At 46.5% G+C, this 23,230-nt stretch carries 15 protein-coding genes, 11 tRNA genes and 3 rRNA genes; 25 read left to right on the plus strand and 4 right to left on the minus strand.

The window, feature by feature from the left end; genetic code table 11:
* The first annotated feature begins 211 nt into the window (after positions 1-211).
* From EFA47_RS01990 to EFA47_RS02110, 25 genes are all read left to right on the plus strand, one after another.
* Entirely contained in the window at positions 212-1,528 is a 1,317-nt protein-coding gene (locus EFA47_RS01990) for a hemolysin family protein (protein WP_122641784.1), read from the plus strand.
* 74 nt (positions 1,529-1,602) lie between these two features.
* Positions 1,603-2,316: an IMP cyclohydrolase gene (locus EFA47_RS01995; RefSeq protein ID WP_122641785.1), complete on the plus strand. Its 714-nt coding sequence runs from the start codon at positions 1,603-1,605 to the stop codon at positions 2,314-2,316.
* 14 nt (positions 2,317-2,330) lie between these two features.
* Positions 2,331-3,509: a phosphoribosylaminoimidazolecarboxamide formyltransferase gene (locus EFA47_RS02000; RefSeq protein ID WP_122641786.1), complete on the plus strand. Its 1,179-nt coding sequence runs from the start codon at positions 2,331-2,333 to the stop codon at positions 3,507-3,509.
* A 19-nt stretch (positions 3,510-3,528) separates the two neighbouring features.
* Positions 3,529-4,035 (plus strand): YcxB family protein, encoded by a 507-nt coding sequence (locus tag EFA47_RS02005; protein WP_122641787.1) that lies wholly within the window; start codon positions 3,529-3,531, stop codon positions 4,033-4,035.
* Positions 4,036-4,086: 51 nt separating this feature from the next.
* Positions 4,087-4,512 (plus strand): tRNA (adenosine(37)-N6)-threonylcarbamoyltransferase complex ATPase subunit type 1 TsaE, encoded by a 426-nt coding sequence (tsaE, locus tag EFA47_RS02010; protein WP_122641788.1) that lies wholly within the window; start codon positions 4,087-4,089, stop codon positions 4,510-4,512.
* 181 nt (positions 4,513-4,693) lie between these two features.
* Entirely contained in the window at positions 4,694-5,878 is a 1,185-nt protein-coding gene (gene tsaB, locus EFA47_RS02015; RefSeq protein WP_122641789.1) for a tRNA (adenosine(37)-N6)-threonylcarbamoyltransferase complex dimerization subunit type 1 TsaB, read from the plus strand.
* Between the two features lie 129 nt (positions 5,879-6,007).
* Entirely contained in the window at positions 6,008-6,241 is a 234-nt protein-coding gene (locus EFA47_RS02020) for a hypothetical protein (protein ID WP_122641790.1), read from the plus strand.
* Position 6,242: 1 nt separating this feature from the next.
* On the plus strand, positions 6,243-7,148 hold the full coding sequence (locus EFA47_RS02025; RefSeq protein WP_122641791.1) for a ribonuclease Z: 906 nt from the start codon (positions 6,243-6,245) through the stop codon (positions 7,146-7,148).
* 12 nt (positions 7,149-7,160) lie between these two features.
* On the plus strand, positions 7,161-8,189 hold the full coding sequence (gene tsaD, locus EFA47_RS02030) for a tRNA (adenosine(37)-N6)-threonylcarbamoyltransferase complex transferase subunit TsaD (protein WP_122641792.1): 1,029 nt from the start codon (positions 7,161-7,163) through the stop codon (positions 8,187-8,189).
* Positions 8,190-8,203: 14 nt separating this feature from the next.
* Positions 8,204-8,905, plus strand: a complete 702-nt coding sequence (gene ispD, locus EFA47_RS02035; protein ID WP_122641793.1) for a 2-C-methyl-D-erythritol 4-phosphate cytidylyltransferase — start codon at positions 8,204-8,206, stop codon at positions 8,903-8,905.
* A 203-nt stretch (positions 8,906-9,108) separates the two neighbouring features.
* Positions 9,109-9,194 (plus strand) — tRNA-Ser (locus EFA47_RS02040).
* A gap of 445 nt (positions 9,195-9,639) precedes the next feature.
* Positions 9,640-9,729, plus strand: a tRNA-Ser gene (locus tag EFA47_RS02045).
* Between the two features lie 420 nt (positions 9,730-10,149).
* Positions 10,150-11,682, plus strand: a 16S ribosomal RNA gene (locus tag EFA47_RS02050).
* Positions 11,683-11,802: 120 nt separating this feature from the next.
* Positions 11,803-11,920, plus strand: a 5S ribosomal RNA gene (gene rrf, locus EFA47_RS02055).
* A 13-nt stretch (positions 11,921-11,933) separates the two neighbouring features.
* A tRNA-Ile gene (locus tag EFA47_RS02060) sits at positions 11,934-12,007 on the plus strand.
* 27 nt (positions 12,008-12,034) lie between these two features.
* Positions 12,035-12,107, plus strand: a tRNA-Ala gene (locus tag EFA47_RS02065).
* Positions 12,108-12,310: 203 nt separating this feature from the next.
* Positions 12,311-15,207 (plus strand): 23S ribosomal RNA (locus EFA47_RS02070).
* Together the 16S, 23S and 5S rRNA genes with 11 tRNA genes alongside form the textbook arrangement of a ribosomal RNA operon.
* Positions 15,208-15,276: 69 nt before the next feature.
* A tRNA-Asn gene (locus EFA47_RS02075) sits at positions 15,277-15,348 on the plus strand.
* Positions 15,349-15,399: 51 nt separating this feature from the next.
* Positions 15,400-15,471, plus strand: a tRNA-Glu gene (locus EFA47_RS02080).
* Positions 15,472-15,595: 124 nt separating this feature from the next.
* Positions 15,596-15,668, plus strand: a tRNA-Thr gene (locus EFA47_RS02085).
* A gap of 25 nt (positions 15,669-15,693) precedes the next feature.
* Positions 15,694-15,767 (plus strand) — tRNA-Ile (locus tag EFA47_RS02090).
* A gap of 11 nt (positions 15,768-15,778) precedes the next feature.
* Positions 15,779-15,852, plus strand: a tRNA-Asp gene (locus tag EFA47_RS02095).
* Positions 15,853-15,901: 49 nt separating this feature from the next.
* Positions 15,902-15,974, plus strand: a tRNA-Val gene (locus EFA47_RS02100).
* Positions 15,975-15,979: 5 nt separating this feature from the next.
* Positions 15,980-16,065: transfer RNA gene (locus EFA47_RS02105), tRNA-Leu, on the plus strand.
* A 356-nt stretch (positions 16,066-16,421) separates the two neighbouring features.
* Positions 16,422-17,165, plus strand: a complete 744-nt coding sequence (locus tag EFA47_RS02110) for a helix-turn-helix domain-containing protein (protein WP_122641794.1) — start codon at positions 16,422-16,424, stop codon at positions 17,163-17,165.
* A gap of 488 nt (positions 17,166-17,653) precedes the next feature.
* On the opposite strand, the gene EFA47_RS02120 is transcribed toward EFA47_RS02110, so the two are convergent.
* From EFA47_RS02120 to EFA47_RS02135, 4 genes are all read right to left on the minus strand, one after another.
* Positions 17,654-19,471, minus strand: a complete 1,818-nt coding sequence (locus tag EFA47_RS02120; protein ID WP_122641795.1) for an ABC transporter ATP-binding protein — start codon at positions 19,469-19,471, stop codon at positions 17,654-17,656.
* 4 nt (positions 19,472-19,475) lie between these two features.
* Positions 19,476-21,365 (minus strand): ABC transporter ATP-binding protein, encoded by a 1,890-nt coding sequence (locus EFA47_RS02125; RefSeq protein ID WP_235853193.1) that lies wholly within the window; start codon positions 21,363-21,365, stop codon positions 19,476-19,478.
* 184 nt (positions 21,366-21,549) lie between these two features.
* Complete coding sequence (locus EFA47_RS02130) at positions 21,550-22,161, minus strand: TetR/AcrR family transcriptional regulator (protein ID WP_206215504.1); 612 nt, start codon at positions 22,159-22,161, stop codon at positions 21,550-21,552.
* A gap of 157 nt (positions 22,162-22,318) precedes the next feature.
* The gene (locus tag EFA47_RS02135; RefSeq protein ID WP_122641796.1) at positions 22,319-23,206 is read right to left on the minus strand and encodes an RluA family pseudouridine synthase; all 888 of its coding nucleotides are present in this window, start codon (positions 23,204-23,206) and stop codon (positions 22,319-22,321) included.
* Positions 23,207-23,230 lie beyond the last annotated feature (24 nt).

Here is a 23,230-nt window from a genome sequence, read left to right on the forward strand (position 1 = left end):
TAAAAAATCAATAGGAGATTAAGGGCAGGAAATTTGATTTTATAATATGCCATAATTCAATTTAAACTTTACCAATAGTAGGATGGAACGGATACAGCAAGAAGATAGCGTGGCCGTGCAGAAAGGAACTATGGGGATTTTACTCTTGATATATTCAAGCCTTCATGTTATACTTCACCTAAAATTATTTTTTAGGAGGAATATTTTAATCATGGATTCAGACCCTGACGGGAACACAATTTTATTTCAGCTGCTACTCTTAGTATTTTTCACTCTCATGAACGCTTTTTTTGCCGGAGCAGAGATGGCCGTAGTTTCTGTAAATAAGAACAGGATACGGAGCATGGCTGAGGAAGGTAATAAAAGAGCCTCCGTGATCCAAGGCCTCTTTGAGGATTCTACGAAATTTCTTTCGACAATTCAGGTAGCGATTACATTTGCAGGATTTTATTCCAGTGCCTCTGCCGCGGCAGGGATTGCTCCAGTGCTGTCAAAATGGCTGGACAGTGTGCATATACCATATAGTACGGCTATTGCCGGGAATGGAGTGACATTAATTTTAATGTTTTTCAATCTTGTGTTTGGAGAACTAGTGCCGAAAAGAATCGCACTGCAAAAGGCGGAAGCATTTTGCATGGTCACAGTAATGCCGATCCACTATATATCCAAAGTGCTCTCTCCATTTATCAAATTACTTTCTGTATCGACAAAGATGGTTTTAAGGCTCCTGAGATTAAAGACAGAGGACCAGGAGGAGGCTGTGACAGAGGAAGAAATCAAGGCATTGCTTAAAGCGGGGAATGAGAATGGTATATTTGATGACGAAGAGCGCGAAATGATAAACTCTGTTTTTTCTTTCAACGATAGGACCGCCAGAGAAGTGATGGTTCCACGGCGGGAAGTATACGTGCTGGATGCGGAGGAACCCTTTGCTACGCTCGCCGATGAGATCCTAGAGTCCAGACATTCCAGAATTCCGGTTTACGAGGGAAGCATTGATAACATAATTGGAATTTTGCATATTAAAGATGTTATGATAGAGGTCAGGAAGAACGGGTGGGAAGAGCTGGATATCAGAAAACTTCTGAAAAAGCCGTTTTTTGTGCCGGATACAAAGGATGCAGATGAATTGTTTAGAGAGCTCCAGAGATCCAGGCGGCATATGGCAGTGCTGATCGACGAATATGGGGGTTTTTCTGGAATTGCTACTGTGGAAGATCTTGTAGAGGAGATTATGGGTGAGATTAATGAGGAATATGAAGCTATAGTTCAGGAAATTGTGCCCCTGGGGGACGGGGAGTATCTTTTAGACGGGGGACTGCTGATAGAAGATCTGAATGAGGAATTTGGACTAAAACTTAAAACAGAGAATTATGACACCTTGTCGGGATATCTGATTGAGCAGTTGGGATATATTCCAGGTAAAGAAAGCAAGGAAACCATTGAATCAGGAGACGTAAAATTTACGATTGAGGAGATGAAAGGGAACCGTATTAGTAAGGTGCATATGAGAAAAATATCGGCTTAGTTATTGAACTTCCTCTGCCCGAAAGGTATAATAAAGCTGGATGAAAAAAACAGGTATATAAGGAGAGCCATCTTATGGAAATGTTGTCAGTGGAAAAGGAATTGAAAGAAAACTCATATCCAGGAAGGGGAATCATACTCGGGAAGAGCAAAGACGGTAAGAAAGCTGTAGCCGCCTATTTTATTATGGGTAGAAGCCAGAATAGCCGAAACCGTATTTTTGCAGAGGATGGGGAAGGGATTAGGACACAGGCATTTGATGCGTCCAAATTGACAGACCCAAGCCTGATTATCTATGCACCTGTACGTGTTCTTGGAAATAAGACAATTGTGACAAATGGGGATCAGACAGACACCATATACGAAGGAATGGACAGACAAATGACATTCGAACAAAGCCTGCGGTCAAGGGAGTTTGAGCCGGATGCCCCTAATTATACTCCGCGTATTTCTGGAATTATGCATGTGGAGAACGGGGAATATAATTATGCAATGTCTATTTTAAAAAGCCGGGAGGGGAACCCTGAGGGTTGCTGCAGATATACATTTGCCTATGAAACTCCTGGGGCAGGTGAAGGTCATTTTATACATACATACATGCATGATGCAGATCCACTTCCCAGTTTTGAGGGAGAACCTAAACTAATTGCTGTGAATGGTGATATAGATGAATTTACAGAATTATTATGGGAAAGCTTGAATGAGGACAACAAAGTATCTCTGTTTGTGCGTTATATAGATATTGCCACAGGGAAATATGAGACTAGAATTGTAAATAAAAATCAATAAGGAGCACAGGACAAATGAAAGAATTAGAACTGAAGTATGGCTGTAACCCAAATCAGAAGCCGGCCAGAATTTTCATGCGGGATGGCAGTGACCTGCCTGTGCAGGTATTAAACGGCCATCCGGGATATATTAATTTTTTGGATGCGTTTAATGGCTGGCAGCTTGTGTCAGAATTAAAGCGAGCTGTGAAGATTGCGGCTGCGGCTTCTTTTAAACATGTTTCCCCGGCTGGGGCAGCAGTAGGCCTTCCCCTGAATGAGACATTGTCCAAGATCTACTGGGTGGATGACTTAGGAGAGCTTTCCCCGCTTGCATGCGCCTATGCAAGAGCAAGAGGGGCTGACAGAATGTCCTCTTTCGGTGATTTTATTGCTTTATCAGACGTATGTGATACGGATACTGCCACTTTGATCAAGCGGGAGGTATCAGATGGGGTGATCGCTCCGGGTTATACCCCGGAAGCACTTGAAATTCTGAAACAGAAGAAAAAGGGGAATTATAATATTCTTCAGATTGATGCTGATTATGTGCCTGAGGCGCTGGAACATAAAGATGTATTTGGGATTACATTTGAACAGGGAAGAAATGAGCTTGAGATTACTGACGATTTTTTTGCCAATGTTGTGACAGAGAATAAAAATATTCCGGATGCAGCAAAGATTGACCTTGCCATCTCTATGATTACTTTAAAGTATACACAGTCTAATTCTGTGTGTTATGTAAAGGATGGACAGGCCATCGGTATTGGGGCAGGACAGCAGTCACGTATACACTGCACAAGGCTCGCGGGGCAAAAAGCGGATAATTGGTGGTTACGCCAGTGCCCTAAAGTTCTAGGACTTAAGTTTAAGGAAGGGATTGGCCGTGCAGACAGGGATAATGCGATTGATCTGTATATCGGAGAGGAATATATGGATGTGCTTGCCGAGGGTACGTGGGAACATATATTTATAGAGAAGCCAGAAGTTTTTACGAGGGAAGAGAAGAGAGAATGGCTGGACAGGCTTGAGGGAGTGTCCTTGGGATCTGACGCTTTCTTCCCCTTCGGCGATAATATAGAGCGTGCCCATAAGAGTGGTGTTCAGTATGTTGCCCAGCCTGGCGGGTCAGTGAGAGATGACAATGTGATTGCCTCTTGTAATAAATATCAGATGGCAATGGCGTTTACTGGCCTGCGGCTATTCCATCACTAAAGGAAGGGCAAGTGAAGCTATGCCAGTTAGATTTGAAATAAATATGACAGCAAAAGCAATGTACAGTTTTATGCTCCAGCATAACTATACACATTTGACAGGTATTATGAGCGTAGTGTTCGGCGCAGTGGCATTGCTGATGGGTATAAGGCAGGCTGAAGGGGGGATCCTTCAGAGCGCTGTTATTTTCTTTTTGCTATTTTTGCTTTTAGTTTTTTACCCTCCGGTTATGCTGTGGATGCGGGCCAAACGCCGCATACAAGCTGGATCGGTATTTAAAAAGCCGCTTTATTATGAGCTAAGTGATAAAGGGGTTAAAGTAATCCAGGGCAAGAGGGAGGAGATAAATGCCTGGGGGGATTTTCAGAGAGCGGTTTCAGTAGGAAGTGCATTGGTTTTATATATGGACAATAGGCGGGCAGTTATTTTTCCAAAAGAGCAGCTGGGTGAGCAATTTTCCGCCGTTGTCCGCATGATTTCTACCCATATGCCTCCTGGCAAGGTACGTATCCGTCAGGTAAATTGACGGACGGCTGCCATATTTTTATGGATATCTACAGACATGGAGGGGAAGAGAATGCTGATAGAAACAAAGGATCCTGAACAAACCTTCCTGCTGGGGGTACGACTGGGGGCAATGGCCAGGCCTGGGCAGGTCTATACCCTGGATGGTGATCTGGGGGTTGGGAAGACCGTATTTACTCAGGGGTTTGCAAAAGGCCTGGGAATAGAGGAGACAGTGAATAGTCCGACTTTTACGATTGTACAGGTGTATGAGGAAGGACGTCTGCCATTCTATCATTTTGATGTATACCGCATAGGCGACCCCGAGGAAATGTGGGAAATTGGCTATGAGGATTATATTATGGGAGAGGGTGTTTCACTGATTGAATGGGCCTGCCTGATAGATGATATTCTTCCCCATAAGCGGACAGAAATTTTAATTGAAAAAGATTTGGAGCAGGGGTTTGAATACCGGAAGATAACAATAGAAGAGTTGTAAGTTCATTAATCAGGGGGCAGACAGGTGCTGGCCCCTTGATGCCTGTTTGTTTTATGTCTGAGGCGCTAAATGTTCTATATGGAAGAACAGAAGTGTCATATAGCGGAGTTTGTGGGCATCCATGGTCTGTGGGCCTGAATGCTGAAGTAAAAGGAATTTAAATAGGAATAGGAGGCAGTATATGCGTATATTGGCAATTGACAGTTCTGGTTTGACAGCAGCTGTTGCAGTCGTGGAGGAGGACAGGGTGCTGGCGGATTACACGATTAATTATAAAAAGACACATTCTCAGACACTGCTGCCTATGATTCAGGAAATGGCCAAGATGATAGAACTTGATTTAGTTTCTCTTGATGCAATTGCAGTTGCAGGCGGCCCGGGTTCTTTCACAGGACTTAGGATAGGTTCTGCAACCGCAAAAGGGTTAGGGCTTGCTTTAAATAAACCAATTATCAATGTTCCCACGGTAGATGGACTTGCCTATCAGGTTTTTGGGTGTGAGGATATTATTTGTCCTATTATGGACGCCAGGAGAAACCAGGTCTATACGGGATTATATACTTTTTCGTGGAGAGCTGGCATAAAGGACGGTATAAAAAGGATATGGCCGGTCTTTCAGGTTATAAAAATGCAGATGGCCGTATCCATTGAGGAATTAATCCGGCACTTGAATGCCTATGGAAAACGTGTAGTGTTTTTGGGGGACGGTGTACCAGTATATGCAGAGATAATTGAAAATTGCTTAAACACGCCATATTCCTTTGCTCCTTCTTATATGAGCAGACAGAGGGCGGCAGCAGTAGGCGCGCTGGGAATTCATTATTATAAAATGGGGAAATTTGAATCTGCGGTGGAACATAAGCCAGAGTATCTACGTGTATCCCAGGCAGAGAGGGAGCGTGCCGAAAAGGAAAAAAAGGAAGGGGTTTCTGTGAGAAAAATGAGGCCGGAAGATGCAGCCGCAGTGGCTGAGCTGGAGTACAGGATATTTACAGATGCCTGGAGTGAGAAAAGTATACTTGATACAATGAGACAGCCATGTGCAATCTGTATGGCGGCTGAAAAGGGAAGCCAAATTGTAGGGTATAGTCTCGCATATGAAGCTGCAGGTGAGGCAGAAATAAGCCGTTTTGCAGTGGCCCAGGATCAGAGGGGGCAGGGAGTGGGGCATGCTCTGATGCAGGGGGTGTATAAGCGCTGTAAAGAGCAGAAAATTAAAAAAATTCTTTTAGACGTACGTCAAAGCAATAAGGAAGCGCGGGCCTTTTATATGCGGGAGGGGTTCGTGCCTGACGGTATACGCAGAAAGTTTTATTCAGACCCTGCAGAAAATGCAGTGCTTATGAGCAGGGAGACTGAAAGATAAGGTTTGCGGATACCGGACTGGGAGACAGCTTGTAAATGAGGAAGCACTTCCCACTAGGAAATAAGGCCTTAAGCCGATATAATGAAGGCGTAACAAAAGTCAAATATGTACGACATGGGAGGAATTTGTATGCGCCAGTATCAAATAAAAGAGACAAAAGAGATTTATAAAATTATTTGTAATAAATGTGGAAGAGAAATACCGGTTGTAAATGGAAGGGCAGAAACAGGTGTTTTTAGCACAGATTTCACTTGGGGATATTTTTCCAATAAAGATGGAGAGAGGCATTCTTTTGATTTGTGCGAGGACTGCTACGATGAAATGCTCTCCGGGTTTAAGATACCGGCAGAAATAGAGGGATGATATGTTAGATGTTTGTTTGTTGGGGAGCGGCGGAATGATGCCGCTTCCGTATCGGTGGCTGACTGCCATGATGACAAGATTCAATGGCAGCAGCCTGCTGATAGATTGCGGCGAAGGAACCCAGATAGCCATAAAAGAGAAAGGGTGGAGTTTTAAACCCATAGACGTTATTTGTTTTACCCACTTTCACGGGGACCATATCAGTGGGCTTCCTGGCCTGTTGTTGACTATGGGAAATGCAGAACGCAGGGAACCCCTTACTCTGATTGGGCCAAGAGGATTGGAGAGGGTAGTGAATGCATTAAGGGTGATTGCGCCAGAGCTTCCTTTTCCCCTTAGATTTTTAGAGATAGAAGGTGCAGAACAAACTTTTGAAATGAATGGATACCGCCTTAAAGCATTTAAGGTAAACCATAATGTCTTGTGCTATGGCTACACCTTGGAGATTGACAGGGCGGGAAAGTTCGATGCAGTCCGGGCTGAGGAGCAGAAGATTCCGAGGCAGTATTGGAGCCGTCTGCAAAAGGGGGAAGTTCTGGAATATGAGGGGAGGATATTGCTGCCGGAAATGGTTCTAGGTCCGCCAAGGAAGGGGATTAAGCTTACGTATACAACAGATACACGGCCCGTGGAATCTATACGCAAGAATGCAGAGGGATCTGATCTGTTTATATGTGAAGGTATGTATGGAGAGGCTGAGAAAGCCGGGAAGGCTAAAGAATATAAGCATATGACATTTTATGAAGCGGCCCGGCTGGCAGAGGATGCAAAAGTACATGAATTATGGCTGACACATTATAGTCCGTCTCTCACCAGGCCTGATGATTATATGGATGCAGTCCGCGAGATTTTTCCTGGGGCAAAAGCTGGCAGAGATGGGATGTCGGCTTATTTGGCGTTTGAATAGAAAGAGGCTGTTATGAGAGAAATCAGAGACATTAATATATTGGCAATTGAAAGCTCCTGTGATGAGACAGCAGCAGCGGTTATTCATAATGGACGGGATGTACGTTCGAATATAATTTCGTCACAGATAGAACTCCATAAATTATATGGGGGGGTTGTACCTGAGATTGCCTCCAGAAAGCATATCGAAAAAATTAATCAGGTCATAGAGGAAGCGCTGGAAAAGGCGGGAGTAACCCTGGATGATATAGATGCAGTTGGGGTTACATATGGCCCTGGACTTGTAGGTGCCCTGCTTGTCGGGGTGGCAGAAGCAAAGGCAATAGCGTATGCAAAAAATCTTCCTTTGGTGGGGGTACATCATATAGAGGGACATATTTCTGCCAACTATATTGAGAACCCAGATTTGGAGCCGCCGTTCTTATGCCTGGTAGTTTCCGGCGGCCATACTCATCTGGTTTATGTAAAAGGTTACGGCCAATATGAGATACTAGGGCGCACCAGGGATGATGCTGCCGGTGAGGCTTATGATAAAGTTGCAAGGGCCATTGGGTTGGGATATCCCGGAGGGCCTAAAATCGACAGAATAGCGAAGGAAGGGAATCCAGAGGCGATTAAATTTCCTAAACCAAATATCCAAGGAGCGCCTTATGATTTTAGCTTTAGCGGTCTGAAGTCAGCAGTTTTGAATCATATTAACGGCAGCAAAATGAAGGGGGAAACATTTGAACCAGCAGATATTGCGGCATCGTTCCAAAGTGCAGTGGTAGACGTTTTAGCGGAAAAGTCTATGAAAGCTGTGGAGGAGTATGGCATGGGCAGATTTGCTATCGCCGGGGGTGTGGCATCCAACACAGCGTTGAGGGGACGGATGGAGAAGGAGTGTAATATGCGCGGCATCCGATTTTATTTTCCTTCTCCTGTATATTGTACCGATAATGCTGCAATGATTGGGACGGCAGCCTACTATGAATATCTGGCTGGCATACGCCACGGGTGGGATCTAAATGCAGTTCCCAATTTAAAACTAGGAGAGCGGTAAGGGAGAATGGGCCTATGGGAAAGATTTGTTGTACGGCGATAGTGCTGGCAGCAGGCAAAGGAAAACGGATGGGTGCAAAGATACAAAAGCAGTACCTGATGTTAAAAGGGAAACCAGTACTTTACTATTCTCTTAAAGCATTTCAGGATTCACCTTTAATTGATGAAATTTATTTGGTGGTTGGAGCTGGAGAGGAAGCATTCTGTAAAAGTGAAGTGATCAATAAATATGGGATTGCGAAGGTGAAAAAGATTATAGCTGGCGGTAAAGAGCGCTACCACTCGGTGTGGAATGGACTGCAGGAAGTTGGCGGGGAAGGGTATACCTTTATACATGACGGAGCCCGTCCGCTTGTGGATGGAACAATTATAGAGAGGGCCCTGTCAGAAGTAAAACGGTATAAAGCATGTGTGGTCGGTATGCCAGTAAAGGATACCATAAAAATATCGGATAAGGATGGTATGGCTAAAAGAACGCCAGACAGAAGAAATCTTTGGATGGTACAGACTCCACAGGTGTTCGATAACCAACTTATAAAAAAGGCATATTCTTTGCAGATGGGGGAACCATATATCAATGTGACAGATGATGCTATGGTAGTGGAGCACATGCTTAAATATCCGGTAAAATTGGTTCTGGGTTCCTATGAAAATATTAAAATCACAACTCCTGAGGATTTGGAGATAGCAGAAGTGTTTCTTAGAAGGAAAGAATAGAAAAAGAAAATAAAAAAATATTGACATCTATTTATGACCTATGGTAATATATTATCTGTCGCATGAGATAAAGTATCTTACACTTTGCTACGTGTAGTGTATTCCTTACAGAATATATTTAAAGATGCTTTTAAACATATCATAAGATATATTTTACCTTATGCAGTTTATTTATCTTTAGCGGGACAGTTTTATAAGTGAATGGAGAGGTATCGAAGTGGTCATAACGAGGCGGTCTTGAAAACCGTTTGTCCGAAAGGGCGCGTGGGTTCGAATCCCACCCTCTCCGCTTTAAAAAGAGACTTAGTAATAAGTCTTTTTTTATGTACTTATTAAACCGCTAATATTCAATAAGTCTATACTGATTAAACTACTAATGTTCAAAAGTCTATACTGATTAAACTGCTAATGTTCAAAAGTCTATACTGATTAAACTGCTAATGTTCAAAAAGATATACTTATTGAACTGCTAATGTTCAATAAGATATGCCTGGAGTCCACCCGTCTGAAGGACATGAATTAAGAGGTGCCCTTTGGGTACATCAGAGAATACAATCAAACTATGTCTTAAAAGGGAGGCAGAGGATAAAGTGCATTTCAAAGGACACCCTGGGGATATGTTAAAAAATGTCAGAAAATTATGAAATTTAATTTAAAAAGAAGAAAATTAAAAAAAGGCAAAAAAGTACTAGACAAGAACAATGGTTTCGTGTATATTAAATAGCGAACATTTTGGAGAAGTACCCAAGCTGGCCGAAGGGGCTCCCCTGGAAAGGGAGTAGGTCGTTAATAGCGGCGCGAGGGTTCAAATCCCTCCTTCTCCGCTAGTTCCATCTAATTAAGAAGTGTATAGAATAAGAAGATGGGACGTCATATCAGATTGTGTTAAATCAAGATGAAAAAAATGTAAAAAAATTTGGAAATAGTCTTGACAAAATGATATGAAAAATGCTAATATATCAAAGCTGACTCGCGGGAGGCAGCCAGGGGCTTGGAAGGGAACTAAAAAAGTTCTTGACAGAGGACAAAGCCTGTGATATTATATAGCAGCTGCCTGCGGCAAAGGCTGTGGGCAAGGCAGGGACCTTGATAACTGAACAATAGACAACAGACCTTGAAAATTTCAGAAGAGAGAAATTCAGAAGGACAGCATCGAGAGATGCACCCACCACTGGGGAGGCCCAGTGGGAAAAGTAAACGGGAAAGAATTAGCTGGAGTTAATTCTGGACTGGATGCAGACGCTTATAACGAGAGTTTGATCCTGGCTCAGGATGAACGCTGGCGGCGTGCTTAACACATGCAAGTCGAGCGGAGCGCCGCGCACGGAACCCACGGGGGAAGGGCGCGGTGTCTTAGCGGCGGACGGGTGAGTAACGCGTGGGCAACCTGCCCCATACCGGGGGATAACAGCCAGAAATGGCTGCTAATACCGCATAAGGCCGCGGCGGCGCATGCCGCAGCGGCAAAAACTCCGGTGGTATGGGATGGGCCCGCGTCTGATTAGCTAGTTGGCGGGGCAACGGCCCACCAAGGCGACGATCAGTAGCCGGCCTGAGAGGGCGGACGGCCACATTGGGACTGAGACACGGCCCAAACTCCTACGGGAGGCAGCAGTGGGGAATATTGCACAATGGGGGGAACCCTGATGCAGCGACGCCGCGTGAAGGATGAAGTATTTCGGTACGTAAACTTCTATCAGCAGGGAAGAAAATGACGGTACCTGACTAAGAAGCCCCGGCTAACTACGTGCCAGCAGCCGCGGTAATACGTAGGGGGCAAGCGTTATCCGGATTTACTGGGTGTAAAGGGAGCGTAGACGGGCCAGCAAGTCTGATGTGAAAACCCGGGGCCCAACCCCGGGAGTGCATTGGAAACTGCGGGCCTGGAGTGCCGGAGAGGTAAGCGGAATTCCTAGTGTAGCGGTGAAATGCGTAGATATTAGGAGGAACACCAGTGGCGAAGGCGGCTTACTGGACGGTAACTGACGTTGAGGCTCGAAAGCGTGGGGAGCAAACAGGATTAGATACCCTGGTAGTCCACGCCGTAAACGATGACTACTAGGTGTCGGGGAGCAAAGCTGCCCGGTGCCGCAGCCAACGCAATAAGTAGTCCACCTGGGGAGTACGTTCGCAAGAATGAAACTCAAAGGAATTGACGGGGACCCGCACAAGCGGTGGAGCATGTGGTTTAATTCGAAGCAACGCGAAGAACCTTACCTGCCCTTGACATCCGGATGGCCGGCGAGCAATGTCGCCTTCTCTTCGGAGCATCCGAGACAGGTGGTGCATGGTTGTCGTCAGCTCGTGTCGTGAGATGTTGGGTTAAGTCCCGCAACGAGCGCAACCCTTACCCTTAGTAGCCAGCACAAAAAAGGTGGGCACTCTAGGGGGACTGCCAGGGAGAACCTGGAGGAAGGTGGGGATGACGTCAAATCATCATGCCCCTTATGGGCAGGGCTACACACGTGCTACAATGGCGTAAACAAAGGGAGGCGAGGCCGCGAGGCGGAGCAAACCCCAAAAATAACGTCCCAGTTCGGATTGTAGCCTGCAACCCGGCTACATGAAGCTGGAATCGCTAGTAATCGCGGATCAGAATGCCGCGGTGAATACGTTCCCGGGTCTTGTACACACCGCCCGTCACACCATGGGAGTTGGCAACGCCCGAAGTCAGTGACCCAACCGGAAGGGGGGAGCTGCCGAAGGCGGGGCCGGTAACTGGGGTGAAGTCGTAACAAGGTAGCCGTATCGGAAGGTGCGGCTGGATCACCTCCTTTCTAAGGACGAGAGAAGTAGAGGGCCGTTGTCTATTGTTCAGTTATTAAGCGGAGCGTTTGGCGGGGCAGTGCCGGGTCAAGCGGGGGGCAAGGCAAGGAGGAAGCTTAATAACGAGGCATTTTGGCGGCGATGCGCTTGGGGGCAACACCCGTACCCATCCCGAACACGATGGTTAAGGCCCAAGCGGCCGATGGTACTGCACTGGCGACGGTGTGGGAGAGCAGGTGGCCGCCAAATTAAAAAAGAATATGGGCTTATAGCTCAGCCGGTTAGAGCGCACGCCTGATAAGCGTGAGGTCGGTGGTTCGAGTCCACTTAAGCCCATATCAATTAAAAAATGTTATATGTCATGGGGGATTAGCTCAGTTGGGAGAGCGCCTGCCTTGCAAGCAGGAGGTCACGAGTTCGACTCTCGTATTCTCCATTTGATTCTGGAAAGAATCAAATGTGTACCTTGAAAACTGCATACAAAGTAAGAGAAGATAGACAAAGAAGATATCAAGACATCCGAGGCCATGCCCGAAGGGGCATGGGAGTCCTGAAGAAAACAGGCGTAAAAAAAATTGACCTAATGCCAACCCATGCCACGCTAGGCATGAGTGGCCGTGGGAGTCCCACGGCGGGGGTGGTTATGCTGATAAGGGCATATGGCGGATGCCTAGGCACTAAGAGCCGATGAAAGACGCGATAAGCTGCGAAAAGCTCCGGGGAGGGGCAAATACCCTGCGATCCGGAGGTGTCTGAAAGGGGAAACCCACTGGGGGAGCCCCCCAGTATCCCTGGCCCAATCCATAAGCCAGGGAAGGGAACCCGGCGAACTGAAACATCTAAGTAGCCGGAGGAAGAGAAAACAACAGTGATTCCCAGAGTAGCGGCGAGCGAAATGGGAAGAGCCCAAACCGGGGCGCGAGCGCTCCGGGGTTCGGACCGCAAAGATGACCGACGAGCTTAGCAGAATGGCTTTGGGAAAGCCAGCCAGAGAGGGTGAAGGCCCCGTAAGCGAAAAGCAGGCCGGCAAGGCGGGATCCAGAGTACCACGGGACACGAGGAACCCTGTGGGAATGAGCGGGGACCACCCCGTAAGGCTAAATACTACTTAGTGACCGATAGCGCATAGTACTGTGAAGGAAAGGTGAAAAGGACCCCGGGAGGGGAGTGAAAGAGAACCTGAAACCATATGTCTACAAGCTGTGGGAGCGCACAGGAGGCGCGACCGCGTACTTTTTGTAGAACGGTCCGGCGAGTTGCGGCGGCTGGCGAGGTTAAGCGCGAGGAGCGCGGAGCCGAAGGGAAACCGAGCCTGAATAGGGCGCCAGAGTCGGCCGACGCAGACCCGAAACCGGGTGATCTATCCATGCCCAGGCTGAAGCCGCCGTAAAAGGCGGTGGAGGGCCGAACCCACATCCGTTGAAAAGGGTGGGGATGAGGCGTGGATAGGGGAGAAATTCCAATCGAACCCGGAGATAGCTGGTTCTCCCCGAAATAGCTTTAGGGCTAGCCCCAGGCAAGTCTTGCGGAGGTAGAGCACTGAATTTCCTAGGGGGCGTCAAAGCTTACCGAAGAATATCAAACTCCGAATGCCGCGTAGACGGTGCCAGGGAGTCAGACTGCCCGAGATAAGTTGGGCAGTCAAGAGGGAAAGAGCCCAGACCTGCGGCTAAGGCCCCAAAATGTGTGTTAAGTGGGAAAGGATGTGGGGTTTCGAAGACAGCTAGGATGTTGGCTCAGAAGCAGCCATGCATTAAAAGAGTGCGTAATAGCTCACTAGCCGAGAGGCCCTGCGCCGAAAATGTCCGGGGCTCAAACACACTGCCGAAGCCCAGGGGCTGAAGAGATTCAGCCGGTAGGGGAGCATTCTTAAGGCGGCGAAGCCAGGCCGGAAGGGTTGGTGGAGCGTTAAGAAGGGAGAATGCCGGAATGAGTAGCGAGAGGAAGGTGGGAATCCTTCCGGCCGAATATCCAAGGATTCCAGGGTAAAGCTGATCTGCCCTGGGTAAGTCGGGGCCTAAGGCGAGGCCGGGAGGCGTAGCCGATGGACAACAGGCAGAAATTCCTGTACCATGCCATGACAGAACTGTGGGGACGCAGGCGGCGGGGCACGACCCGGGGGAGGAGAACCCGGGGCAAGCGCAGGAGGCGCGCGCAAGGAAAAACCGGCGCGCAAGCCAAAGGCGTGAGGCGGAGCGAAGAGAGAGTAGCGAAGCGTGCAGGCCGGCTGCCAAGAAAAGCCGCTATGGCTCATGGCATGCCCGTACCGTAAACCGACACAGGTGGATGAGGAGAGGATCCTAAGGCCGACGGGAGAAGCATTGTTAAGGAACTCGGCAAAATGGCCCCGTAACTTAGGGAGAAGGGGTGCCTGGGGAGGCCCAGGCCGCAGAGAATTGGCCCAAGCAACTGTTTAGCAAAAACACAGGTCTATGCAAAACCGCAAGGTGAGGTATATGGGCTGACGCCTGCCCGGTGCTGGAAGGTTAAGGGGAGAGGTTAGCGCAAGCGAAGCTTTGAACTTAAGCCCCAGTAAACGGCGGCCGTAACTATAACGGTCCTAAGGTAGCGAAATTCCTTGTCGGGTAAGTTCCGACCCGCACGAAAGGCGTAATGATTTGGGCACTGTCTCAACAATGCACCCGGTGAAATTGAAATACCAGTGAAGATGCTGGTTACCCGCGCCAGGACGGAAAGACCCCATGGAGCTTTACTCCAGCTTGGCACTGGGATCCGGTATTGCATGTACAGGATAGGTGGGAGGCGAAGAGCCTGCGGCGCCAGCCGCAGGGGAGCCATTGTTGGGATACCACCCTTGCAGTATTGGGTTTCTAACCAACAGCCGTGAACCGGCTGGGGGACAATGCCAGGCGGGGAGTTTGACTGGGGCGGTCGCCTCCGAAAGGGTATCGGAGGCGCTCAAAGGTCCCCTCAGGATGGTTGGAAACCATCCGCAGAGTGCAAAGGCATAAGGGGGCTTGACTGCGACACCGACGGGTGGGGCAGGTACGAAAGTAGGACTTAGTGATCCGGTGGTATAAAGTGGGATTGCCATCGCTCAACGGATAAAAGCTACCCTGGGGATAACAGGCTTATCACTCCCAAGAGTTCACATCGACGGAGTGGTTTGGCACCTCGATGTCGGCTCATCGCATCCTGGGGCTGGAGTAGGTCCCAAGGGTTGGGCTGTTCGCCCATTAAAGCGGTACGCGAGCTGGGTTCAGAACGTCGTGAGACAGTTCGGTCCCTATCCGGCGCGGGCGTAGGATATCTGAGGGGAGCTGTCCTTAGTACGAGAGGACCGGGATGGACTGGCCGCTGGTGCACCTGTTGCCCTGCCAAGGGCATAGCAGGGCAGCCAAGCCGGGAAGGGATAAACGCTGAAGGCATCTAAGCGTGAAGCCCCCCCCAAGATAAGATGTCCCATGACGCAAAGTTGGTAAGACCCCTTGAAGACGACGAGGTAGATAGGGCAGGGGTGGAAGTGTGGCAACACATGGAGCTGGCTGCTACTAATAGGTCGAGGGCATAACCAAGGAAGGCAGTAGGGAAGGGTGTGCGTTACTTTGTATGCAGTTTTTAAGGTACACAGTTATAGTTAATATTCCTCGATAGCTCAGTGGTAGAGCATTCGGCTGTTAACCGAAGGGTCGTTGGTTCGAACCCAACTCGGGGAGCTTGTAGACCGTAAGCCCTACTTACGGTCTACAAAAGGTTATAACATATATGGCTCCTTGGTCAAGCGGTTAAGACATCGCCCTTTCACGGCGGTAACACGGGTTCGATTCCCGTAGGAGTCACTTATATTGATACAATTCAATTATTTATACCTATTGAACTGCTAATGTTTAATAAAGTATAATTGATTATTTTGATAGTAGACAGGGTGTTGATTATAAATCAGCTACCCGGAAAACTAAATATGCCGATGTGGCTCAATTGGCAGAGCAGCTGATTTGTAATCAGCAGGTTATCGGTTCGAGTCCGATCATCGGCTTTGTTCCTCATAGGGACATAAGCGTGGACCTTTAGCTCAGTTGGTTAGAGCAATCGGCTCATAACCGATCGGTCCTGGGTTCGAGTCCCCGAAGGTCCACTTTTTTGTAAGGCCCAGTGGCTCAGTTGGTTAGAGCGCCGCCCTGTCACGGCGGAGGTCGAGAGTTCGAGTCTCTTCTGGGTCGTTTTCATCAATAAAGCCAATCACTTTTTTGATGAACAATTTAATATTATGGGATCTTAGCTCAGCTGGGAGAGCATCTGCCTTACAAGCAGAGGGTCATAGGTTCGAGCCCTATAGGTCCCATATATGCCGCAGTGGCGGAACTGGCAGACGCCCGGGACTTAAAATCCCGTGGGTAGTGATACCCGTACCGGTTCGATTCCGGTCTGCGGCATTTGTAAGAATTGGGAGAAACGTTGGATTTACAGCGTTTCTCTTATTTTTTTGCTTTCAAAAGTTTGAACACCTCTGGACACTGTATAGTGAAAGACTAAGTTTTTAAAAACAATCGCAGTATTTTTAGTATTACTAATATTTTGCATACAACACTGTGGGTGGAGTGTCGTTAAGTTATTCTATTTGTTGTATTGCTTATAGGATGGTACTATAATGAGAAAAGTATGAGTTAAAATCTTTGAAATTATGGTATGCAAAGAATATTTGCACAGGGATTCTATAAATGCAAAGAGACTTTGATAGACAAGATTTATTTTCTTTAATAGAATTTCAGTAAAAGAAGGGGGGACTATCATGACACTTGGAGGTAATATTCAAAAAATAAGAAAGGAGGCACATCTGTCCCAGGAAGATCTGGCGGAGATGTTTCATGTTTCCAGACAGACAATCTCTAATTGGGAAAATTCAAAAAGTTATCCAGCTTTGGAAACAATAGTACAGATGAGTGATAGTTTTAATATTTCCCTGGACATTTTATTGAAGGAGGATCTGGTTATGGTCAAAACGTTCGATAATGAACTGAAGAGTACTAAAAAATATGCAAGGGCACTGATGGCAATAGCTATTATTTTTGTACTGCTGCTTGGGAGCTTTGCGATTTACTCGTGGATATATTTCAATACAAAAAATAAATTAGAGGGAAACTTTGCAGAACAGTTAAAAGAGAACCATTTCTATAAAAATAAAGAGGGATCTTATTCTATGAATTATAAGGATGGGGTTGTGTATAGTGTACCAAATCAATCTATGCCAGGCATTTTGGATTTTTCTTTACATTTTTATGTAAGTAACGTGTATTGTAATATTGACCTTAAAGATACCTATGTGAAAATTATATGGAGTGATAACAATGATTTTTCAGCTTCTGTAGTTTCTAAAGCCGGTAATCAAATAATAGGAAGTACGTCTGCATTTAAGGAAAGTGATTTTTCAGACATGGGCAAGCTGGGTGATGAGCTGGGTGTTTCGGAAAAAGAAATTGGTGAAATTATAGAAAAAGGAAATGAATTATATAGAGATCTCTACTATGTAGCTTGAAGTTGAGAATATGCAGTTTATAAATGATAGGAAATGACAGTATGGTTTGATAAATTGTTTATTTAATTACAGGAAGTATTTAAAATATGAATTGACCGAGCGAAGCGAGGGATGCTTCTTGAACATAAGTTCAAGAAGATGGACGCATAGACAATTATGAACTTAGCGAAGATTTCTGCAAATGGTCAAATTACTGTGCCGGTGTAGATCGGCTGGCAGCTTGGTCTGAAATCCCGCCATAAAATCTTGTTCTTCCAGAAGCAAAATGAGGAGATTGTTGGCAGCAGCGCCTCCGCTGCCGCTATTCGAAAAACACAGCGGATCCAATCGCCACACGCTGTTTTTGTCCACCGGAAAGGGTCATGGGATGGCACTCTTTCAACATGGCCATATAGCCTGCTTCCAGCCTTTTTTTCTCATAAGCAAAGGAGCCAGGCGGATATATTTATATGCCCTTCCGGCGGCTGCCGCGAAGGGCTGAGTGTAGCTTAGACCTTCCAACCCTCGGTGGAAGTCTGCAAATTCCATAGCTTTGCATACAGACCATTTTGGGCAAGAAGCTGTTTATGAGTTCCCTGTTCAACAATCCGGCCCTGATCCAGCACAAGGATCGTATCTGCCCCTGTAACTGTTTTCAGCCGGTGAGCAATCACAACAACAGTACGCCCATACACAAGACGGCTGATTGCCTGCTGGATTTCCGTCTCATTTTCAGGGTCAAGAGATGAAGTCGCCTCGTCAAGCAGGACAACAGGCGCATCTTTCAGGATAGCTCTTGCAATAGATATTCTCTGTTTTTCGCCGCCGGAAAGCGTAGAACCGCCCTCGCCAATCATAGTGTCAAAACTATCAGGCATCTGCATAATGAAGTCATAGCAGTTGGCCAGGCGGGCAGCATTTACGATTTCTTCCTGTGTGGCGTTCTCTTTTCCATAACGGATGTTATTTGCCACACTGTCTTGGAACAGATACACATCCTGAAAGACCATAGAAATATTTTTCATCAGTTTTTCAGGCTCAATATCTCTTTCATCTTTTCCACCGAAAAGTACCTTGCCGGATGATGGGTCATAAAAACGGGCGATCAGCTTCAGCATAGTACTCTTACCGGAACCGGACGGCCCCACAATGGCGGTTATAGTTCCCGGCTCCAGCCGGGCACTTATGTCATGCAAAACTTCATTTCCCCCACAGTCCAGGCCACCCTCTCTTGCTATTATGCTGCCATTTACCTTGCGTCCCAGACCGCTTTCTTTTGTCTCTTTGGAGCAATTTACCTTGTAGCCAAAACACACATGGTCCAAACAGATTTCGTGTCCTTTTGGTGCTTCACCGCTGCCTGACATTTTCGGATTATCCAGCAGGGTGCAAATCCTCTCTCCCGACATACTGCACATCATCAGTTCTGAGTAATTCATAATGGCAACAGACAGCGGATCAAATACACGGGTTCCCACCAGCAGGAATAAAGCAAAGTCCGGCACCGTCAATGTGCCGCCAGTCACAAGGAACACACCCACCACCGTCATAAGTGATAAGCCGCTGCGAAGAAAGGCTGCTGCAACCAAATTCATGGGCCCGATACCTCCCTCCACCTTAATGCAGGCATCCCGGTAGTCCATACAAGCCTTTTTCAGCTTTTCAAAGTTTTCACCCTGCATATTGTAGGATTTGATAATCCGCATCCCATACAGATATTCCTGGAGCTTTCCAGCCTGATTGACCCTTGCCTGTGATAGCTGTGTATCCAATCGGCGCTCCAGTCCCCGCATCCCAAACATAATAAGGAGTGCTATGGGGAAACCCGCAAACATGGCAAGGCCCATGCGTGGGTCCATAATCAGAAGGACAACGGAAGCAATAAGGGCCATAATAGCACCGCTGATGATCTGTGGCAGAATGTGGGTCATAGCAGACTCGGTACGGGAAAAATCATTCATCATGGTATTTCCAATTTCGCCGGAATTTTTGCGCCTAAGAAAACCCAGCGGCAACCGGCGGATATGTTCGGCCAGTTTAATCCTGCCATCGGCAGATGCCATGAAGCCGTCCCGGTAAGTCAATTTGCAGGCAATATTTTCAAAAATCCATGTAAGGACAAAACAGGCAAGCATGATGGCCCATGCGGTCCAAAGAGAAGTGCGGTTCAGTGTACTGCTAATAAAATACGCATAAATCTGGCTGATAATATACGACAGGCACACAAACGGCAACAGGTTAGACAGATTTGCCAGTGCGTTCCAAAATACCGGCTTAATCAGCCGTTTGGGTTCATTACAGGTAATTGTGTTTAATAACCGTTTCATTCTGTCACGGCCTCCTTTCCTCATTTTTGCCGGATGGTATCATGGTATTCTTCTGAGGGTTTCCAGTGCGGATGCTCCATGTAGCTGAGTAAACGCCAGCATTCCACATAGTGGCGTATAAGCCACGGATTTTCATCAATTCCTCGTGAGTACCATGCTCTTTGATCTGCCCTCCGTCCACAACTAAAATCTGGTTGGCGTTGCAGATGGTTGTCAGCCGGTGTGCAATCATAATGACCGTTTTGCTCTTTATCAGAGAACGTAAAGCGATCTGCATTTCATGTTCATTCTCAGCGTCTGCATAAGCGCTGGCTTCGTCCAAAATCAGGATTGGGGCATTTTTTAGAATGGCTCTTGCAATAGAAATACGCTGCTGCTCCCCGCCGGACAGATAGACGCCGCCATCACCAATTTTCGTCCGATAGCCATTGGGAAGCGCCATGATAAAATCGTGGCACCTGGCCACCTTTGCGGCCCGTTCTACCTGTTCTTTTGTAGCGCCTGGTTTTCCCAAAGCTATATTGCCCTCAATCGTGTCCGAGAACAAAAAGCTCTCCTGAAAGACAAACGCCATCTGTTCCATCAGGTCATGGACAGACATATCCCGAATATCCACACCACCAATTTCAATGCTGCCACCCGTTACATCCCAAAAACGGGGGATTAGTTCGGCAATCGTAGATTTTCCCGCACCGGATGGGCCAACGAGTGCCGTGATTTCTCCCTGCCTGGCGGTAAAGGAAATATTGTCAAGGACTTTTCGTCCCTCTGCTTCGTAAGAAAAGCAAACATCATGGAAAGCAATATCATAACCGACAGGGACTTTGCTTTGTGCCGGTTCTGGCAGCGGCTTTTCGTTCAATACTTTATCCACACGCTTCACACCCTCTGCTATGACATTCATGCTTTCGGAAAAGCTGCGTAATTTCAGTGTAGGTGTGGCGGCTGCGGGGCCTAAAATCAGGAAAAACAGGAAAGTTACCACAAACGCTATATCACCAGGGGTTTTCTGGAACAGGCAGAGTCCGATGGGTACAATAAAGGTTGCTACGGAGAGCACGAACATCCGAAAAAGGACATAACCAGGCCGAATTACCTCGGTCATTTTGGTGGTAAAATCCCGATAGTTAATAATATCATCATAAAACTTCCGAAAGGATTTTACAGTCTGTCCGAAGATTTTGACAGACGGCATACCCTGAACATACTGGATTGAAGAAGAACTGATTTTTTCCAGTGCGTCAAGGTTTTCTTTTAATCCTCCGCTTTTCAGAATTTTAACCATCACGGCAAACTGACAGGCAAATCCAGCCACAATCGGGATCAGGCAGGCCAGCGCAAGATAGATATTTTGTGAAAACATGGTAATAAACATAGCAAGCAGCATGACAATGGTGCTTACAAAATCCGGCAGTTGATGGGCCAGAAAGGTTTCAATCTGCTCCACATCCCCATCCAAAACCTGCTTTGTTTTTCCAATAGAATTATTTGTAACATAACCCATGGGGAGCTTTCCAATATGTTCCGCTACTTTCAAACGGACACCGCAGATAACACGGTAGGCATAGGTATGCGCCATCATACCGCCTGTATAGGCAAGTATATACCCTGCAATTAGTCCGGCCAGACCATAGAGCGCCTGGCGGATCATTAAGTCCGTATCCAGGGCTGAGCCGGTGGCCGTATGGTACAAAAGTTCCGCCATCACTTGATAGATGGACAGGAACGGTATCAGTTGGCACAGTGTCCCGAGTATAGAGAATAGAACACTGGCTGCAAAAGGGGTATTCTTTTCGCCGGAGATTTCCAGCAGCCGGGGAATACCCTGCTTCGGCTTTTCCTCTTTTTTGCAGGATGGCATAGAGGCATCCCATGGGATTTCATTCTGCTTCATCATTTCCTCCTTACTGACACATCTACTGCGTCACCCAAGTAGATTTGGAAGTTTGCTTCCAAACTACAAACTTCACTTTCCTTTTTACAGACCGAATTCGTTCTGTACCCCTAAAACGCCACAACGGAAATGCCCCTTTTGGAACATTTCCGTTGTGTTTGTCTTATATGAATTTGTTTTAAGGTCAATAAAATAGTTGGTCAGTGATTTTCAATATGTTCTCCAAATCATAGGAGCCACCGCTGCCGGTAAACTTACTGTTGTAGATCATCCCCCATGCGCCGTATAGCACAAAGGTTGCAAAGGCTTCCGCATTTTCCTCCATAATATGAAAACGATTGTTGATCCGTTTTTCCTCTATCCCTTGTAAAATGAATTTAGAGTACGGGATTACCATGCGGCTGAGCATATGAACTAAATCATAGAGCTTATAGGATGTATCGGAAATAGAAGTGTCCGCTTGAGGTGCGAAGCGTTCCATATATCCTTGTATACCTTCCTCTACTATGCTGCGGAAGATAGGCAGCTTATCATCAAAGGAAACTGTTTCATCCTCAATGATTTTGCATTTCCGTTCCAACTGCTGGGCAATGTATTGCTCCATAGCAGCAATATAAATATCCTGCTTTGATTTGAAATAGTAATAGAACATCCCCGGCGCGCCATCCACCACGTTCAGAATATCCCGGACAGAAACGGCTTCATATCCTTTTTCAGCGAAAAGAGCAGACGCAACGTCAATGAGTTCCTGCCGTCTGACCTCCGGCTTTTTACTGTTCTTTTTCAGTCCATGCACCTCCCATTTAGAAGGTTAGGTACAGCTAACCTGCGTATTGAATAGAAACCCATCCTATTCAGAACGAGTGTCTATCTAAAATATACTCCTGAAGGATGAAGTTGTCAAGATAATCTTACGGTTTTCTGCTGCTTAGCCTTAAACGGGGCGTTTATGGTTATTGTAAAATTTTTGCCATGTCATTGGGCATAGGTATTGAAAAGCTGAGTTTCTTTCCCGTAATAGGATGGTTAAATGCAAGACAGTGGCAATGGAGCGCCTGTCGCGTGATATATTCCATATCCGGGTTATACAGATAGTCGCCTACCAGGGGAAAACCGAGATATTTTAAGTGGATACGTATCTGATGTGTGCGTCCTGTCTCAAGATGGAGTGAGAGCAGCGAGTGGCCATTTTTTTCTTTGACTGTTTGATAATGTGTTACTGCAGACTCGCCATTTTCAAAATCCACGATACGCTCGATGATGGATCCTGGCTTCCTTGAAAGAGGCGCACAGATTGTACCTGAGGGTGGCGTGGGATGTCCCCTTACTACGGCAAGATATTCTCTGTGCATTTCTCTTTTAGCAGTCATAGAGGAGAGGATGTTCGAGCTAAGCATGTGCTTGGCTATAACTGTTAATCCAGAAGTATCCCTATCCAGCCGGTTAGTACACCTGAAAATAAAGGCTTTATTCTGGCGTTGAAAATACCAGGCAAGGCCATTTGCCAGGGAATATGTATAATTGTTCATTGAAGGGTGGATAGGAAGTCCTGAAGGCTTATTTATAATGATGATATCTTCGTCCTCATACAAAATATCAAGGGGCAGGTAAGTAGGTACAATGTGTTTCGATGAATCTGTTTCCTTTATATGTATTCTGAGCAAATCATTGGTCTTCAGTGTTTGTTTCAAATGATACTCTTTTTTGTTTACGAGAATACTTTGGGGCATCTTTTTTAAGTCTGTGAGATTTTGCCTGGAGTACCCTTTCCTTTTTAAGTACTGTTCTATACGTAAATTCTGTTCAGTTTCTTTAATATGATACTCTAAGATTCTTTCCATGTAGCTAATCCCCTATGTAGTTTC

The sequence above is a fragment of the Luxibacter massiliensis genome (genome assembly GCF_900604355.1).
In the GTDB taxonomy this organism is placed as follows: domain Bacteria; phylum Bacillota; class Clostridia; order Lachnospirales; family Lachnospiraceae; genus Luxibacter; species Luxibacter massiliensis.

Bases quoted from the DNA above. Each gene is read 5' to 3' on its own strand.
- EFA47_RS02120 (WP_122641795.1), bottom strand. From the start codon at position 19,471: ATGAAACGGTTATTAAACACAATTACCTGTAATGAACCCAAACGGCTG.
- ispD (WP_122641793.1), top strand. From the start codon at position 8,204: ATGGGAAAGATTTGTTGTACGGCGATAGTGCTGGCAGCAGGCAAAGGA.
- EFA47_RS02125 (WP_235853193.1), bottom strand. From the start codon at position 21,365: ATGAAGCAGAATGAAATCCCATGGGATGCCTCTATGCCATCCTGCAAA.
- EFA47_RS02005 (WP_122641787.1), top strand. From the start codon at position 3,529: ATGCCAGTTAGATTTGAAATAAATATGACAGCAAAAGCAATGTACAGT.
- tsaD (WP_122641792.1), top strand. From the start codon at position 7,161: ATGAGAGAAATCAGAGACATTAATATATTGGCAATTGAAAGCTCCTGT.
- tsaE (WP_122641788.1), top strand. From the start codon at position 4,087: ATGCTGATAGAAACAAAGGATCCTGAACAAACCTTCCTGCTGGGGGTA.
- EFA47_RS01995 (WP_122641785.1), top strand. From the start codon at position 1,603: ATGGAAATGTTGTCAGTGGAAAAGGAATTGAAAGAAAACTCATATCCA.
- EFA47_RS02135 (WP_122641796.1), bottom strand. From the start codon at position 23,206: ATGGAAAGAATCTTAGAGTATCATATTAAAGAAACTGAACAGAATTTA.
- tsaB (WP_122641789.1), top strand. From the start codon at position 4,694: ATGCGTATATTGGCAATTGACAGTTCTGGTTTGACAGCAGCTGTTGCA.
- EFA47_RS01990 (WP_122641784.1), top strand. From the start codon at position 212: ATGGATTCAGACCCTGACGGGAACACAATTTTATTTCAGCTGCTACTC.
- EFA47_RS02025 (WP_122641791.1), top strand. From the start codon at position 6,243: ATGTTAGATGTTTGTTTGTTGGGGAGCGGCGGAATGATGCCGCTTCCG.
- EFA47_RS02000 (WP_122641786.1), top strand. From the start codon at position 2,331: ATGAAAGAATTAGAACTGAAGTATGGCTGTAACCCAAATCAGAAGCCG.
- EFA47_RS02110 (WP_122641794.1), top strand. From the start codon at position 16,422: ATGACACTTGGAGGTAATATTCAAAAAATAAGAAAGGAGGCACATCTG.
- EFA47_RS02020 (WP_122641790.1), top strand. From the start codon at position 6,008: ATGCGCCAGTATCAAATAAAAGAGACAAAAGAGATTTATAAAATTATT.